This is a genomic window from Phocaeicola coprocola (assembly GCF_041333015.1).
Lineage (GTDB): Bacteria > Bacteroidota > Bacteroidia > Bacteroidales > Bacteroidaceae > Phocaeicola > Phocaeicola coprocola.
In genome coordinates this window covers 1,217,463-1,233,536 of record NZ_JBGKGM010000001.1, presented here as the reverse complement: position 1 = coordinate 1,233,536, position 16,074 = coordinate 1,217,463, and the positions used below count along the sequence as shown (strand labels likewise).

General features: G+C 45.7%; 15 protein-coding genes and 1 other RNA gene. 5 read left to right on the top strand and 11 right to left on the bottom strand.

The genetic code is table 11. From position 1 onward, the window contains the following. Positions 1 to 15 precede the first annotated feature (15 nt). From ACDG22_RS05135 to ACDG22_RS05125, 3 genes are all read left to right on the top strand, one after another. Entirely contained in the window at positions 16 to 1,446 is a 1,431-nt protein-coding gene (locus ACDG22_RS05135; RefSeq protein WP_022125904.1) for a DUF5723 family protein, read from the top strand. Between the two features lie 155 nt (positions 1,447 to 1,601). After that, a complete protein-coding gene (locus tag ACDG22_RS05130; protein ID WP_007566267.1) occupies positions 1,602 to 2,573 on the top strand; it encodes a type I phosphomannose isomerase catalytic subunit in 972 nt (323 codons plus the stop codon). 125 nt (positions 2,574 to 2,698) lie between these two features. Then, positions 2,699 to 4,900 (top strand): GH92 family glycosyl hydrolase, encoded by a 2,202-nt coding sequence (locus ACDG22_RS05125; RefSeq protein ID WP_007566265.1) that lies wholly within the window; start codon positions 2,699 to 2,701, stop codon positions 4,898 to 4,900. A gap of 111 nt (positions 4,901 to 5,011) precedes the next feature. Here the strand turns inward: ACDG22_RS05125 and ACDG22_RS05120 are convergent, their stop codons facing one another. Then, complete coding sequence (locus ACDG22_RS05120; protein WP_022125905.1) at positions 5,012 to 6,166, bottom strand: lactonase family protein; 1,155 nt, start codon at positions 6,164 to 6,166, stop codon at positions 5,012 to 5,014. 112 nt (positions 6,167 to 6,278) lie between these two features. On the opposite strand from ACDG22_RS05120, the gene ssrA reads away from it, so the two are divergent. Then, positions 6,279 to 6,675, top strand: a transfer-messenger RNA (tmRNA) gene (gene ssrA, locus ACDG22_RS05115). 146 nt (positions 6,676 to 6,821) lie between these two features. On the opposite strand, the gene bioD is transcribed toward ssrA, so the two are convergent. From bioD to ACDG22_RS05080, 7 genes are all read right to left on the bottom strand, one after another. After that, the gene (gene bioD / locus ACDG22_RS05110; protein WP_270230345.1) at positions 6,822 to 7,463 is read right to left on the bottom strand and encodes a dethiobiotin synthase; all 642 of its coding nucleotides are present in this window, start codon (positions 7,461 to 7,463) and stop codon (positions 6,822 to 6,824) included. Positions 7,464 to 7,474: 11 nt separating this feature from the next. Continuing rightward, the gene (gene bioC / locus ACDG22_RS05105) at positions 7,475 to 8,227 is read right to left on the bottom strand and encodes a malonyl-ACP O-methyltransferase BioC (RefSeq protein ID WP_270230344.1); all 753 of its coding nucleotides are present in this window, start codon (positions 8,225 to 8,227) and stop codon (positions 7,475 to 7,477) included. Next, positions 8,212 to 8,880, bottom strand: a complete 669-nt coding sequence (locus ACDG22_RS05100; protein ID WP_270230343.1) for a DUF452 family protein — start codon at positions 8,878 to 8,880, stop codon at positions 8,212 to 8,214. The genes bioC and ACDG22_RS05100 overlap by 16 nt, the downstream gene beginning before the upstream one ends. A gap of 149 nt (positions 8,881 to 9,029) precedes the next feature. After that, positions 9,030 to 10,193 (bottom strand): 8-amino-7-oxononanoate synthase, encoded by a 1,164-nt coding sequence (locus tag ACDG22_RS05095; protein WP_370858801.1) that lies wholly within the window; start codon positions 10,191 to 10,193, stop codon positions 9,030 to 9,032. A 12-nt stretch (positions 10,194 to 10,205) separates the two neighbouring features. Next, a complete protein-coding gene (bioA, locus tag ACDG22_RS05090) occupies positions 10,206 to 11,495 on the bottom strand; it encodes an adenosylmethionine--8-amino-7-oxononanoate transaminase (protein WP_270230342.1) in 1,290 nt (429 codons plus the stop codon). Beyond that, positions 11,485 to 12,441, bottom strand: a complete 957-nt coding sequence (gene bioB, locus ACDG22_RS05085) for a biotin synthase BioB (protein WP_270212611.1) — start codon at positions 12,439 to 12,441, stop codon at positions 11,485 to 11,487. The genes bioA and bioB overlap by 11 nt, the downstream gene beginning before the upstream one ends. After that, positions 12,413 to 12,883 (bottom strand): hypothetical protein, encoded by a 471-nt coding sequence (locus tag ACDG22_RS05080; protein WP_270212610.1) that lies wholly within the window; start codon positions 12,881 to 12,883, stop codon positions 12,413 to 12,415. The genes bioB and ACDG22_RS05080 overlap by 29 nt, the downstream gene beginning before the upstream one ends. Before the next feature lie 269 nt (positions 12,884 to 13,152). Here ACDG22_RS05080 and ACDG22_RS05075 point away from each other — a divergent pair, with 269 nt between their 5' ends. Next, positions 13,153 to 14,523, top strand: a complete 1,371-nt coding sequence (locus ACDG22_RS05075) for an ACT domain-containing protein (RefSeq protein ID WP_270230341.1) — start codon at positions 13,153 to 13,155, stop codon at positions 14,521 to 14,523. A gap of 21 nt (positions 14,524 to 14,544) precedes the next feature. Here the strand turns inward: ACDG22_RS05075 and ACDG22_RS05070 are convergent, their stop codons facing one another. From ACDG22_RS05070 to ACDG22_RS05060, 3 genes are all read right to left on the bottom strand, one after another. After that, complete coding sequence (locus ACDG22_RS05070) at positions 14,545 to 14,985, bottom strand: hypothetical protein (protein WP_270230340.1); 441 nt, start codon at positions 14,983 to 14,985, stop codon at positions 14,545 to 14,547. Between the two features lie 96 nt (positions 14,986 to 15,081). Then, entirely contained in the window at positions 15,082 to 15,570 is a 489-nt protein-coding gene (locus ACDG22_RS05065) for an ankyrin repeat domain-containing protein (protein ID WP_270230339.1), read from the bottom strand. A gap of 26 nt (positions 15,571 to 15,596) precedes the next feature. After that, positions 15,597 to 16,073, bottom strand: a complete 477-nt coding sequence (locus ACDG22_RS05060) for a hypothetical protein (RefSeq protein WP_022125882.1) — start codon at positions 16,071 to 16,073, stop codon at positions 15,597 to 15,599. Position 16,074 lies beyond the last annotated feature (1 nt).

The following is a 16,074-nucleotide window of genomic DNA, read 5'->3' as shown; positions in this document are numbered from 1 at the left end:
CAATTATTGAATTATATGAAAAGAAATAACATATACCACATTCTTGTTACTATTGCCTTTGTATGTCTTTGTACAGTTTCTTCTGCACAATCCTTACGTTCTGGCTATTTTCTCGAAGGATACACATACCGTCACCTGATGAACCCAGCTTTTTCACCCGAGCGAAATTACATTGCTGTTCCGGGTATAGGAAATATCAACGTTGGTGCTCAGTCGAATGTAGGTTTAAATACTTTCATCTATCCATACGGAAATGATAAGCTCACAACCTTCATGAACAGCAGCATCAGCAACGACGATTTTTTGGGTAAATTGAAAGACAATAACCGTATCAACGTAAATCTGAACATGACATTGCTTTCTGCCGGATTTCGAGCTTGGGGCGGATTCAATACAATTGATGTAAACATGCGTTCTACCACCAGCCTCAACTTACCGCGCGGATTATTTGAGTTCATGAAACTGGGAATGAACAGCAGCAATTCTGTATACGAAATGGATGATTTAGGCATTTCATCGAATAACTACGCTGAAATAGCCCTGGGACACTCTCGTCAAATCAATGATAAACTAAACGTCGGCGGTAAATTAAAATTCTTGCTTGGAGTGGGAAATGTCAACATCAAGATGACGGATATGAAAGTCCAGATGGCAGAAGACAAGTGGATGGTTCAGGCAAACGGAGAAATGAATACTTCTGTAAAAGGCTTGACCATTCCGACCAAAGAAGAAAGTGGAAAAGAAATAAAAAATCCATCAGAAAGAGATCTGGTTGACTGGGATAACATCGATCTGAACAGTCCCGGTCTTTCCGGATTCGGTATGGCTGTCGACTTGGGAGCCACTTATAAGCTTCGCGAAGATTTAACATTGTCTGCCGCAATTCTTGATTTGGGATTTATTTCATGGAGCAATACCATCAAAGCAAAGACAAGTAACACTCCCTGGGAGTTCAACGGATTCCAGAACATAGCAATGGGCTCTGATGACGCAGACGGCGACAAACCACTGGAAGACCAACTGGAGGATCTGGGCAATGATATCGAAAACTATGCAAGTTTCCATCGTACGGAAACCGGAAGCAGCTCTACAAGAGCCTTAGGAGCAACATTGAATATAGGTGCTGACTACGTATTCCCGCTATACGACAAATTGCATTTCGGTTTCCTGTCTTCCACACGCATCAATGGCAAATACAGTTGGAGTGAAGGACGCATCTCAGCCAATGTAACTCCGGTCAAATGGTTTGACGCAGGTGTCAATTATGGAATATCATCCTTCGGTTCCTCATTCGGATGGATCTTGAACTTCCACCCATGTGGTTTCAATTTCTTTGTCGGAATGGACCACCTGATGACAAAAGTAACTCCACAATACATACCGGTAGGCAAGCTGAATACAAATGTCAGTGTAGGATTCAACGTTACCTTCGGTAAAAAAATCTGATCAGGTTATCAAAAACAAAAATAGACTGAACATACAGACAATATATGTTCAGTCTGTTTTGTTTTATCTTCCTATATTTCCTCTTTTTTTACCCGCTTCACCTACTTTTTCGGCTAAAATAATTACTTTTGTAAACAAACCTAATTATAACACTTATGTACCCTTTAAAATTTAAACCGATCTTAAAATCCACTATTTGGGGAGGAGAAAAAATTATCCCGTTCAAACACTTAGACTGCCAGCAGGCACAAGTAGGTGAAAGTTGGGAAATATCAGATGTACCGGGCGACGAATCAGTTGTTGCCGATGGAGCCGATGCAGGTAAGAACCTTACACAAATGGTAAGCGAATACAAAGGTGCACTGGTAGGTGAAAGCAATTACAAACGCTTCAACGGAAAATTCCCTCTGTTAATCAAATTTATTGATGCACAGCAGGATCTGTCTATTCAGGTTCATCCTGATGACGAGCTGGCTATGAAACGCCACAATTCAATGGGAAAAACAGAAATGTGGTATGTGATAGGAAACGATGGCGGAAAAGCTCACTTGCGCTCTGGTCTGAGCCAGCAAATCACTCCCGACCAGTATGCGGCAATGATAGCCGACAACACAATCTGTGATGCCCTTTCAGACTATGCCGTACAACCGGGCGATGTATTCTTCTTGCCGGCAGGACGTATTCACAGTATCGGAGCAGGCTGTTTCATCGCAGAAATCCAGCAGACTTCGAACATCACGTACCGTATCTATGACTTCAACCGTAAAGACAAGAACGGAAATACCCGCGAACTGCATACCGAACTGTCAAAAGATGCAATCGATTATACTGTATCGGAAGATTACCGTACACATTACACTCCTAAGCAGAACGAACCGGTAGAACTGGTTTCATGTCCTTATTTCACAACTTCAGTATACGACTTGACTGAAAAAATGAGCATGGACTATACAGAGCTGGATTCATTCGTTATCTATATATGCATGGAAGGCGCTTGTACCGTAACCGACGATGAAGGCAATACAGTAAGCTTGCAGGCTGGAGAATCTGTATTGTTCCCAGCTACAACCAAAACATTGGATGTAGTTCCGGAAGGACATGTAAAATTCCTCGAAACTTACGTATAACATGCCGCTTACGGCACTATAATTAAACAACGATTACCATAGGGATTGCAGAAAGGAATTCGTCCACATATGCTGCAAGCTCTATGGTAATTCATTCTGTTATCCACACTTTATTAACCTGATTCATGAAAAAACTTTCTGTATTTCTCTATACTCTTGCACTGGGAAGCGCGTTTTACAGTTGCAGTACAGCCAAGCAAGATACTCCACAGACAGATTATACACAATACGTTGATCCTTTCATCGGAGCAGCCGACAACGGACATACCTTTCCGGGAGCCTGCCGTCCTTTCGGTATGATACAGACCAGTCCTGTAACAGGAGCTGTGGGATGGAGATATTGCTCCGAATACATGTATGCCGACTCCATTATCTGGGGGTTCACACAAACTCATCTGAATGGAACCGGATGTATGGATTTGGGAGATATCCTCGTGATGCCTTTCACTGGTGAACGCCACCGCACATGGGATGCTTACCGTAGCAGTTTCAGTAAGACCTCCGAAAATGCCACTCCGGGATATTATACTGTCACACTCGACCAGGCAAAGGTAAAAGCAGAACTGACAGCCACTACCCATGCGGCATTGCACCGATACACTTACGAACAGGCCGACTCTGCTTCTATCCTGATCGACTTGCAGCACGGACCGGCATGGAACGAAAAACAATATCATTCGCAGGTAAACAGCTGCGAGGTAAACTGGGAAAACGACAGCACGCTTACCGGACATGTCAACAACAAAGTATGGGTTGACCAGGATTATTATTTCGTCATGCAGTTCAGCCGTCCGGTCATCGACCATTTTGAACTTCCTATGGCAGAAACAGAAAAAGGCAAACGCCTTGTAGCAAGTTTCAATATCCAGCCGGGTGAAGAAGTACTGATGAAAGTTGCTCTCTCCACCACCGGAGTAGAAGGAGCTAAGGCCAATATGGCAGCCGAAGTTCCGGGATGGGATTTCGAAGGAATACGGACTGCCGCCAAAGCCGACTGGAACAGCTACTTGAGCCGCATCGAAGTAGAAGGTACAGACGAAGAAAAGACAAACTTCTACACCAGCTTCTATCATGCGCTGATCCAGCCCAACGAAATATCAGACGTTGACGGACGCTATCGTAATGCTGCCGACTCTGTAGTAAACGCTACAGGAGGTAAATTCTATTCTACCTTCTCCTTGTGGGACACTTACCGCGCCGCTCATCCGTTCTATACCCTGATGGTTCCTGAGCGTGTAGACGGATTTATCAACTCACTGGTAGACCAGGCCGAAGTACAGGGATATCTTCCGATATGGGGACTGTGGGGCAAGGAGAACTTCTGTATGGTAGCCAATCATGGAGTTTCTGTCGTTGCAGAAGCCTATGCCAAAGGGTTCCGCGGATTCGATGCAGAACGTGCGTTCAACGCCATCAAACAGACTCAGACCGTATCACACCCGTTAAAGTCTAACTGGGAGAACTACATGAAATATGGTTATTTCCCGACCGACCTGACCGAAGCTGAATCTGTTTCATCTACACTGGAAAGTGTGTACGACGACTATGCAGCTGCCGACATGGCTAAACGCATGGGAAAGACAGAAGATGCCGCATACTTCGCACGACGTGCCGACTTCTACAAGAACCTGTTCGACAGCAGCACACAGTTCATGCGTCCTAAAAAATCGGACGGCACATGGAAAAGTCCATTCAACCCTAGCCAAATCGGACATGCCGAAAGCGTAGGCGGTGACTATACGGAAGGAAATGCATGGCAATACACCTGGCATGTACAGCACGATGTTCCGGGATTAATAGCCTTGTTCGGTGGAGAAGAACCTTTCCTCAACAAACTAGATTCACTGTTCACACTGAAACTGGAAACTACTCAGGCTGATGTAACCGGACTGATCGGACAATACGCACACGGAAATGAACCAAGCCATCATGTGACTTATCTGTATGCCCTTGCCGGACGTCCTGAACGTACACAGGAACTGATACGTGAAATCTTCGATACCCAATATTCACCCAAACCAAACGGATTATGCGGAAACGACGACTGCGGACAAATGTCAGCCTGGTATATGTTCTCTGCCATGGGATTCTATCCTGTCAATCCGGTAAGCGGCGAATATGTGTTTGGCGCACCTCAGTTGCCGGAATTCGTACTTCACCTGGCAGACGGAAAGACCTTTACCATTAAAGCAGAAGGACTTTCTGAAGCCAATAAGTATGTAAAGAGCATTACCCTGAACGGTGAACCGTACACCAAGAACTTCATTTCGCACGCTGACATCGTGAAAGGTGGTACACTGGTTTACCAGATGACAGACAAGAAATAAATAAGCAACGGGATGTAAAACCCGATATGATAAAAGAGAGGCTTGTCAAACTCCGTTTCGGAAAAATGACAAGCCTCTTTTATGTCGTAAAAAACAAATTTTAGATTACTCTCAGTCCATCGGAACAAACTTCAGACAAACCGGCTTCGACATTTCAATTTTCTCACCGGTATCCTGCAACAATCCGGTTTCCGCATCACGCGCAAATATCTGAATTTCATTCGTATCCCGGCAAGCCACCAGCAAATATTTCCCATTAGGCGTAATGGCAAAGTTACGCGGATGAATTCCCGTAGGCTGATAGCCTGCCTTTTCCAGCGTACCGTCCTCCGAGTTGACTGAGAAAATAGCAATGCCATCCCCTTTCAAGCGATTGGAAGCATAAACAAAGTTACCGTCCGGCGAAATATGAATATCCGCACTGCCACGCGCATCGAGCGTATCAGCCTTGATAGTCTGAATGGTATCCAGCTTCATTTCATCGTACGAAAGCACGATAACATCACCCGAAAGTTCCGTAATGAGGTAAGCATGTTTCCCGTCTGGCGCAAAGCATGTATGTCGTGGTCCGACTCCCGGAGCCAGTTGTACATCATAAGATGCCGCGCGGTCCAACAACCCCTCGCCTTTCTTTTCGCTGACCGGAAATGCATGAATACGGTCAGTACCCAGATCATTGGCAAGCAGCAAACGACCATCCGGTGTAAAAAGCACACAATGCAAATGCGGCTGGCTCTGCCGTTCCTTATCCGGTCCGCTTCCCGTAAAGACGAGCGTATCACCTTCCAGCAGTTCCCCGCGACTTCCTAAAGGAAATACAGTAACATTTCCACCCATATAGTTGGCAGTCAGCACATAATCCTCCTTCGGACTCAACGTAATATTACAAGGAGCTCCCCCATGAGTTGGTTGAGAGTTAATGAAAGAAAGCATCCCTTTCTCACGGTCAAAGCTCAGCGCATTGGCCGTAGAAGAAATCCCTTCATCCTCTCCTACCGCATACACCCGGCTACCATCGGCCGACGGAGTAAGAAAAGAAGGATTCGAAATGCCGGACAACCCACTCCGGAACGTCCCTTTCCCTGTTTCCTGATTGAATACATACACACGGATGCCTTCCTCCTGCGCCCGGGCGTAACTACCCACCAGCAGATACAACGAGTCTGTTGTTCCTCCGGAAACTGACTCCGCGTGTTTCGCATTTCCCATGCAACCGTTTCCTACTAAAGCCATAGCAGCCATACATACACCTATCAATGTCTTCATATTCCTGTGTTTAATCAATTCATTAAGGACGTCAAAAATACGTAAAATCAGTCATATTTTGGCAGAATCACAAATATTTCATATCTTTGCAACCGATAAATATCACAGACTTGGGCTTGACTGGATTTGACAGCGAGAGATGTGGTATGTAAGCATGCAGTGCGTCAGTGATTTGCACTATAATCTCAGTTACTGAACAATTATCTGGCAACGAAAACTATGCTCTCGCTGCTTAATCGAAGTACAGTAGATTAGCTTTATTTCCGTCACAGTGATGGAAACGAGATGTCGCTCAAAAGCTCTTGTTCCGAAGCGTTTGGCTAAGCGGCACAGCAAAATCGGGAATAGTTTCAGTCGGGTTCCGAGGCTGAAATGAAATTTTAGGAACTAAGGTATAAGTGGGTGGCTCTGGTCTTGCTTATGCACGAAAACCGAAGGCAGAGATAAGCATGTAGAAAGCATATGGCTTCCTTGTTTGGACGAGGGTTCGATTCCCTCCAGGTCCACCCAGGAAATATGAGAAAGGCTGTTTCAAACTGAAAAATGAAACAGCCTTACTTATATCTGTAAGTTATATAATAAAAAAATCTCCTGTCCTGCTTCATCCCAAACGATGCAGCTAAGACAGGAGATTTTCTCATTTTAAGCCTTTATCTTATAATTTCGGAACAATCACGAAATGAGTTTCCGGATATTCCTTTGCCAGCAAGTCACTGATATAAGCTTCTGTATCCCGACGGATAATATCATCATCTTCTTCCGGGAAAAGATTATAAGCCACGGTATGCAGACGAATACCCCGACAGGTTACAGCCTCCAGGCTCAGCAAAGTATGGTTGATGCTTCCCAATTTTCCCGAAGTCACAAAAATCAACGGATAGTTTTTCTGCGCCACATAATCAATTGTCAGCAAATCGCGGGTAAGCGGAACCATCAGACCGCCTGCTCCTTCCAGCAAGACCGCATCATAGGTTTCACTCAACTGACGGGTAGCCTTTTCTATCTTGTCAAAATCAATCGGACGATGATCTATTTCGGCAGCCAAGTGAGGCGAGCAGGGATAAGTAAATATCTCGGGCATGGTCAGTCCGCTTTCATCTTCCGGCAGCAAACCGGTTCCCATAATCTTACGGTGCAGTTCGATATCTTCCGACATACCGACATTTCCCGTCTGAATAAACTTCTGCGTAATGGTACGCACACCTTGTTCGTTCCATGTCTTTGCCAGATAACCGGTTGCATAACTCTTTCCGACATTGGTATCAATGCCGCTCACAAAAAAAACATTGTCTTTCATATTATTACATTTTATTTTTTACAAATCATATAAATAGGATGATAAGTCAGCGGAACGGTTCCGTCGGGAGCTGTGTACTGTTCCCTATAGCGACGGCAGAAATCATCCAGTTCTCCCCTCGTCCAGCTCTGGCGACGTATGCCCGTCACTCCCGTTTCCTTCAGATGCTTCAGTACCTCCAGCGGCGAAGCGAACGACAACTTCAGTTTTTCCTCCCGGCTATATACAATCTGATATTCGGTCGACAATACATCTGTCAGCTCCTTCAGCGAACGGTAAGGAAGCGTATCCGAAGTAAGCGATACCACCTCTTTTACATTCTGAGGACCAAACGTACTGAAAGCCAGATAACCATCGGCCGTCAGGAGCTTGCGACAGCCTGCCAGAAACGTCTCCGGCTGGTCGAACCACTGAATGGCAGAGCACGACACAATCAGATTCTGCCCCGACGGGAAATTCAGCGCCTCTGCATCGGATGCAGCAAAATGAATCCTCTTATTGGCAAGCAAATCGGTAAGATACGGTTCCACTTCGGGACACAAGTCGTTCAGCAACAAGCGTTCGGGAGTAGCACGATGCAGAAAGGCACGGGTAAACATGCCTGTTCCACAACCAATCTCCAGCACGTTACGCCGTCCCCCCGATGGGATATACTTGCCTATCGCATCAGCCATGTGATAAGCAATCTGCCGCTGTACATCCGCCCGTATGGAATAACTGCCCACAGCCTTGGCAAAACGGCGGCGAATCAACGTCTTGTCCATTCTTCCCCCTTTCCTTCCAGCAGGCGGTCGAACAACGCAGTATCATAATGTTCCGCTTCCACCTCCATCACCTCTGTGTCAGTCCATGCGGCACGCTGATTTGCCGGAATAAAAATCTTGTCACACAAACCGATGATTGCCTTGTCCCACACAAAAGCCGCAGGCTGAACCTGCCCGACCTCATGCTCCAAAGCAGCCAGTTCCGCTCCCAGCTCTTCCGTCGTACGGTAAGGCTGATGCGAAAGAAACTCCCTCACCTGTCCCGCACCGCCACATATTCTCCGGCGGAAACGCGCCAGCGCAGCATCCGAAAAATTCTCCAGTGTACCGTGAAAAACCGCTTCCGCTATTCCCCGCCGGTCATCTATCGGGAAAGGCGTACCGTTGACAGCCAGTTTCATCTCCCAGGGATAAGTACGTCCCGAAAGAATCTGTCCGGCTACCCATACTCCCATCGACCAGGCAAGCAGTCTGATTTCACGATAACCATCCAACAAAGAATAATCGAACTCCAACGTACGGTAATCGAAGCAGAGCAGACAGTCGTACCCCTCCGCCACCGTACGGCGGAACAGATTCTCGTCGCTTCCCCATCCTGCAAAGAAGAGAAGCAGGCGCGGACTATTTTCTTTTTTTATAAATAATTGTTTCATTTTCAGTCATTCGGCAGACATGCAAAAAACATGCTGATATTTAAAAAAAATATGCTGATGTTTTCGGAAAAATATGCTGATGTTTTTCTTAAAACATGCTGAAGTTTTTTCATGCATTCGTACCGGTGTTTTTTAAACGTTCATAATCTTTACAACTCACGGCATAAACTGTCCACTTCCTCTTCTGTGACAGCTGCCGTCAGCGAGATACGCAATCGGGAAGTTCCTTCGGGAACCGTAGGCGGACGAACCGGCAGCACATAAAATCCTTTCCGCTGCATGTCTTCCGCTTTCAGGATGGTCTGGTTGCTCTCACCCACAATAAAAGGGACAATATGACTTGAGGAAGGACACTCACGACCTGCCCCCCGGACAGCTGCCTGCACCCGAAGAGCCGCCTCAGCCAGTCGTTCCCGACGGTCGTTCCAGCCTCCCAGACGCGACAGGATAAACTTTGTCCATGCCACATTCAGCGGAGGAAGTGCTGTCGTAAAGATAAATGTCCGCATCCGGTTAACCAGAAACGAGCGCATTACCTCACTGCACACCACATACGCTCCGACCGAAGCCAACGCCTTACCGAACGTACCGCACAGAAAGTCAATATCCTTCATACATCCTTGTTCCTCGGCCACACCCAGTCCGCTTCTGCCACGTACGCCAATCCCGTGCGCCTCATCCACATACAGCATCACACCGGGATAACGCTTTTTCAAGTCCACCAACCGGTCGAGAGGAGCCACATCTCCATCCATACTGAAAATACTCTCCGTCACGATAATGATCTGTTCGTGGTCTTTATAACTCTTGGCAAGCAAAGCCTCCAGTTGCCCGTAATCCTGATGACGATAACGGATGCACCGTGCAGCCGACAGCCGGATTCCGTCAATCAGACTGGCATGTACCAGCTTGTCTGCCAGAATCAGCGTATGCGCATCAGCCACAGCGGGAAGTATTCCTGTATTCATGTGATAACCACTTGAAAAGACCAGTGCACCGCTTGCTCCGAACATCTCGGCAAGCATCCGTTCCAACTCATCGTATACGGTAAAGTTACCGGTCAGCAGGCGCGACGACGACGACGAGAACAGAAAATCACGTTCCGAAAGCGTGCGCATAAACTCGTCACGCAGCGCAGTGTCGGCAGCCAGTCCCAGATAGTCATTCGAAGAAAGATTCAGCATACGCTTGCCTTCCTTCCAGATCCATTTCCCCTGATGTTCCGCCTGCGACAGTGTACGCAGATTGCCAGCCTCATCCAGCGCATCGAGCGTCCGGCTATATAAATTATCCGATGAAACCATCGTTTCCATTCCTTTCTTTCTTTAACAAGTTATTTCTCTTACAATCTTCAGCAAGCCGGAAGTCAGCTTTGTCAGTTCCTCCTTGCTGATAATAAACGGAGGCATGATATATACCAGTCGTCCGAACGGGCGCACCCAGATACCTTCTTCCACAAACCGGCGTTGCATCCATGCTATATCCACCGGATTCTTCATTTCGATGACTCCGATAGCCCCCAGTACACGTACATCTGCCACCTGAGGCAATCCGGCAGCCGGTAGCAGTTCCTCCCGCAGTTGCGACTCAATGCGTTTCACTTTCTCCTCCCATCCGCTGGACAAGAGCAGATTGACGGAAGCGCAAGCCACCGCACAGGCAAGCGGATTTCCCATAAAAGTAGGTCCGTGCATAAAAGCATGCGGCTCGTGTGAAGAAATACAGTCCGCCACCTTATCGGAAGTCAGCACGGCCGAGAAAGTCATATACCCTCCGGTCAGCGCCTTACCGATACACATGATATCGGGTTCCACTCCGGCATGTTCCCAGGCAAACAGTTTTCCGGTACGTCCGAAGCCCGTAGCAATCTCGTCGAAGATAAGCAGCAAACCATATTCACGGCACAACCTGGCCGCCTCACGCAGATACTGCGGATGATAAAAACGCATACCGCCGGCTCCCTGAACTATCGGCTCCAGTATCAGTCCGGCAAGCGTCTGATGATGCTTTTCGATTGTTTCCTTCAGTGGAAGAATATCCTTCTCGTCCCATTCGGCATCGAAACGGCACTGAGGCGCAGGCACAAAATAACGTACCGGAAGCGCCGAACCAAACAAACTATGCATGCCCGTCACCGGATCGCATACCGACATCGCATTCCATGTATCTCCATGATAGCCGGAACGGATTGTCACAAAATTGTTCTTTTCAGGCTTTCCCGCAGCAAACTGATACTGTACCGCCATCTTCAATGCAACCTCTACAGCCACCGAACCACTGTCGGCATAAAAAATCTTCTGCATGGAAGGTGGAACAATCTTCAAAAGTAATTTTCCCAATGCGATGGCAGGCTCGTGCGTAAGTCCTCCAAACATCACATGCGACATGTTTTTCAACTGCTCTTCAATCGCCCGATTCAATACCGGATGATTATATCCATGTACGGCACACCACCACGACGACATACCGTCTACCAGTTCCGTACCGTCTTCCAGCGTAATGATACACCCTTTTGCCCGTTTCACCTTATACGTAGGCAACGGGTTAATGGTCGACGTATAGGGATGCCACAAATGCTCCCTGTCGAAGTTATCAACACATTGTTCATAAGTCATAACCCACCTCCTTTATTCGTTTTTTATCTTCTGCCACTTTCGAACCCAGCGTCGTCAGCAAATCTCCCACGATAGCCGAGTTCACACCGATATACATCGCCTTACGTACCGCCTCGTCACTCAGTTGCGAACGTCCTCCCGCAAAACGAAGATAAGCCGAAGGATTGACAAAACGGAACATAGCCACTGTACGCAAGACCTCTTCTTCCGAGAGCGCAGGCTCCGTTTCGAGCGGAGTACCCTTGATCGGCTGCAACAAGTTGAGCGGAATAGACTGAATATCCAGCGATTTTAAAGTAAAGGCAAACTCCACACGCTGCCGCATGGTTTCCCCCATTCCGATAATTCCTCCGCAACACACATCCATTCCCGTACGACGGGCAGCCTGTATGGTAGCCAGTTTCTCTTCCTGTGTATGAGTAGAACAGAGATTGGCGAAATGAGAAGGCGCCGTTTCCAGGTTACAATGATAGCGGACTACTCCTGCTTCATGAAGCAACGCGAGCTGTTCCTCAGTAGCCAGCCCCAGCGAAGCGCAAAGCTGTATATCTGAGTACTCTTTCAAATATGCAAAATGCCGGCACAAAGCCTCTACCTCCTTATTGGAAGGTTTCCGTCCACTCGTTACCAGCGAAAAGCGAGCAACTCCCTGTTCTTCGTTCGCCTTTGCATGGCGCAGACATTCCTCCTGCGAAACCAGTCCGTACACCTCAACACCCGTTGCATAATGTGCCGACTGAGCACACCATTTGCAATCTTCGGAACACCGTCCCGACTTGGCATTGATAATGGAACACATATCAAACTTATGCGAAGCATACTTCAGCGTAATGCGATGAGCGGCTTCACACAATTCCTCCAGAGGAGCCTCCTCCGCCAGCCAAAGCGCCTCTTCCGGCGTCAGTTCAAGACCGTCGTCAACTTTTTTTTCTAATGTTTCTATCATATATATTTATAGGCATAAAAAAGCGGAATGGCGAAAGTACCCGTGTACACCTACAACAAGATGCCACACGAATCCTTTCGCCATTCCGTTTCGGTAAATGACAATTATTCTGAGTTTTTCTAATACAAGCAACCTCACTGCCCGCCGGTTCAACAGCCACAGGCAGTCCCATCAAAAGCAGGATGACACATCCCAGCGGAATTCCTATATCGTACGGTGAAGCATCCTGTTCCCTGATGCCGTTCATAGCATATACACACTGCCCGTTACCTTCTACCGACACGATATGTCTTGCCTTATCCAACGATGAATCGGCAATACCCTTACACACCCTTCCAATCGTCACATGCCGGTGCAGACTTCCGAACACAGCATAATTTTTCCGACTCCAACGGCGGAAACGGATCGATTTTCTCTGGTTATGTAATGTGTTTTCGTGCATATGGTTTTATTCAGATGGCTGCAAATATAGAGAAAAAACCGAAAGCCGGCTTAAAAAATCGGATAAACTCATTGCGACAGGACATTTTTAAGCCTTCTTCAAACCGTTTTTCTTATTTTAATTATCTTTCATCACAAAAGTTTCATAAAAGAATACGGTTTCATAAAAATATGTATCTTTACACTTTGTAAAAAGGCTTTCTTAAAAAGCAAGATAAAAAGGCTAACAAAACGGCATAATAACCAAGCACTTAACTCAAAAAGAGAAAAATGAAAGTTTGTAATTTAGGAACAGTAACCCATCTTGAAGACATCATGCAGATGTCTGATTACATCTGTACAGAAGCTCCCTTACTTATAATCGTTCCTGCTTTCGACCGAATCAAACGCAGTCTTCAAGAAATTTCCATTCATTTGTTCCGTGCCGAACAGGAAAAGGCTTCACAAGCCATCCTGCATCTGGAAAAGCACTGCATGGAAACTGTTTCCGGATTCCTGCCCAATCATGGTTCAGCCTTTGAGTTTGCCCAAACACAGATCACATCCAATTTCCAGCATATCCGGCAACTGGCAAACAGCACGTTCAGCCAGTCCGACGAACGCAAATTACTCATTTCGGGAGAATACATTTCTTCGGCACTGGTAGCCGCCTATTTAAAAAGCCGACACATTGATGCCACTGTAGCAGATACTGCCACACTGATGCACCTGGATGCTGACGGAAAACCTGATTTAGAAACAATCTGCCAGCAGGCACAAGCTTTTGCGCAAACAGCACAAGCCGCAGTCTATGTCACCCAGTCGCTTGTATGCCAGAATGCTTACGGTGAAGTAGAATATATCGCCAAAGGTGACAGTTGCGCTTATGCCATGTATCTGGCCATCGCTTTCCGTGCTCAAGAACTCGTACAACGGATACAGGCAAAAGAAATATACATCCCGAACGACAATCAAAAGCCGGAAGAAAGCAACGACACGATGTTCTCCTTCGAAGAAGCCGAGAGCCTCATCAATGCCGGCGGTCTTCTGGTGTCACCCCGCAGCCTCTCGCTTGCCCATCAATATCAGATTAGTATCCGGCTGATAAACGGACAAGGTCGCATCATCCGCCTCGTCAGTGAGATACAAGAAGAAACGCATACCGTAAAAGCCATCACAGCCCGGAAACACATAACCTACATCCGACTGCATTCATCGGGAAGTGTTTCTTCCTTCCGCTTTCTGGAGAAAACACTTACTGTCTTTGCGAAGTACAAGGTATCCATTTATCTGATGACATCATCCAGCACCAACATTTCGATGGCGATAGAAACAGATACAGAAACCCTGAGCCTGCTCCGCCGTGAGCTGTCAGGATTTGCCGAATTAATCACGGAAAACAATATTGCCACTATCAGCATACTCGGAAAACTGAACTGGGGAGATTCGGATGCAAGCAGCCATATCATCGAATTGCTGCACGACATACCTATCCTGATGATTTCGTACGGGAATGACAATCATTGCGTATCGATAGCCATCCGGCAGAGTGACTGCAAACACGCTCTCTGTACGTTATCCGATCATTTCCTCGGAACTGATTTCACACACGAAAACGGCTCGCATTCGTTCAGTGAAGAGTATAACGCTTTTATCATCTGATTTTTCATCTAACATAAAACATTATTTACTTCGAAATAAAATCATTGTAATTTTCATCGCAGGTATATTCCGTTTCGCTATCTGACCCGTTCTGGAACTCGAGTCCGCCAGTGATGCAAGCCGTTCTCCTTCTCCGTATTCCGCCTTTTTCATGCGGTCCAGTCCGTCGTAGGTAAACCTGTAACCTCTTGTGCTCTGTTCCTCTCCTGCCTTCCAACTGATGCTGCTGATGTTTCCGTTGTAGCAGGGTGCATATGCGTAGTCTGCTATCCCTTTATCACTTCCGGAACGGGTTTCTCCTGCCTGCCGGAATATTTCTTCTGCCTGCGGGGGCAGCACGTAGCGCAGTCTGTTCAGGTCATCGTACACATAGTAGGTGTCAAGGTGTTCCGTTCCCTTCGTATCGGTGTGTATTCTCCGCTCCAGCACGGTTCTTCCTTCGTTGTCGGTATAGGTTTCCACCGTCCCGTCTGTCCGGATATACTAAAGAATCCTGCCATTATACTTGATAAGTAGCATATTGGCAGGATTACATTAAAGCTCTAATTCATTTGTAATTTATGAATTATTTGACCTCTCATGAAGAAGAATATTAACTAAATCTAAGTCATTGATTTGTTTGGCAAAATCCAATGGAGAGCGATTAGCTCTATTCTTGTTTTGAATATTAGCATTATACTTTAAAAAGAGTTTTACCATTCTATAATCACCATGAGCATTGAATACCGCAACCCATAAAGGATTATTTCCATATTTATCAATAATATTGATTTGAGCTTTTTTTTGCAGTAATAATTCTGCTATTTCAAGATTGAAATATGCGGCACAATAATGTAAAGGAGTTTCTCCTTTGTAGTCTTGTTGATTTATATTAATATTTCTATTTATCAGGTTTGTTGCAATATCATTTCTACAACAAGCAATGGCTTCATGTAGGAGATTTTGTTTATATTCATTACAATCATTGATGCATGTATTAGATATAACATTTTCATATTGTTCATATGATACATGTTCAATGATTGAAAATAAATCATTTTTCTTCATATTTATGGCTTCTATTTGTTATTCTTTTATTTTATTGGTCGATAAATTTCAATATCTAAAAAATATTGAAAATCTTCTTCATAAAAGTCTAATACCAATTCTTCTTTTTTATCTTGCCTGATAAATACAATGATTCCACTCTTTTCATCTTCATATTTGAAGTCCCAATTAAAAACCGACAAATTAGGGATAGGTAGTAATCCACATTCTTTTACATTGGTTAGTTCCATCATATAGTTGGCATTCCAATCCAGTAGTTTCGACCGCACTATTCTTTGTAACTTCTCTTTGTCTTCAAATGAAATTGTTTCTTTGTAAAATAAAGTATCGGAGTCAAAGTCTATCTGTTCTAAGAAGCTATCTGTTTTTACAATAGAAAGAAGCATATCGGCTGTAACTTCTATATTCAATAGTTTATTGAGCTGTTGTAAGTATGCTGGTAAAAAATTGACTTTGCCAAATAATCTTCTTCTTTTCTGTTCGTATGTTTCGTTGTTATTCATC

Coding starts and splice junctions, on each gene's coding strand:
- ACDG22_RS05135 (WP_022125904.1), top strand. CDS start 16: ATGAAAAGAAATAACATATACCACATTCTTGTTACTATTGCCTTTGTA.
- ACDG22_RS05130 (WP_007566267.1), top strand. CDS start 1,602: ATGTACCCTTTAAAATTTAAACCGATCTTAAAATCCACTATTTGGGGA.
- ACDG22_RS05125 (WP_007566265.1), top strand. CDS start 2,699: ATGAAAAAACTTTCTGTATTTCTCTATACTCTTGCACTGGGAAGCGCG.
- ACDG22_RS05120 (WP_022125905.1), bottom strand. CDS start 6,166: ATGAAGACATTGATAGGTGTATGTATGGCTGCTATGGCTTTAGTAGGA.
- bioD (WP_270230345.1), bottom strand. CDS start 7,463: ATGAAAGACAATGTTTTTTTTGTGAGCGGCATTGATACCAATGTCGGA.
- bioC (WP_270230344.1), bottom strand. CDS start 8,227: ATGGACAAGACGTTGATTCGCCGCCGTTTTGCCAAGGCTGTGGGCAGT.
- ACDG22_RS05100 (WP_270230343.1), bottom strand. CDS start 8,880: ATGAAACAATTATTTATAAAAAAAGAAAATAGTCCGCGCCTGCTTCTC.
- ACDG22_RS05095 (WP_370858801.1), bottom strand. CDS start 10,193: ATGGAAACGATGGTTTCATCGGATAATTTATATAGCCGGACGCTCGAT.
- bioA (WP_270230342.1), bottom strand. CDS start 11,495: ATGACTTATGAACAATGTGTTGATAACTTCGACAGGGAGCATTTGTGG.
- bioB (WP_270212611.1), bottom strand. CDS start 12,441: ATGATAGAAACATTAGAAAAAAAAGTTGACGACGGTCTTGAACTGACG.
- ACDG22_RS05080 (WP_270212610.1), bottom strand. CDS start 12,883: ATGCACGAAAACACATTACATAACCAGAGAAAATCGATCCGTTTCCGC.
- ACDG22_RS05075 (WP_270230341.1), top strand. CDS start 13,153: ATGAAAGTTTGTAATTTAGGAACAGTAACCCATCTTGAAGACATCATG.
- ACDG22_RS05065 (WP_270230339.1), bottom strand. CDS start 15,570: ATGAAGAAAAATGATTTATTTTCAATCATTGAACATGTATCATATGAA.
- ACDG22_RS05060 (WP_022125882.1), bottom strand. CDS start 16,073: ATGAATAACAACGAAACATACGAACAGAAAAGAAGAAGATTATTTGGC.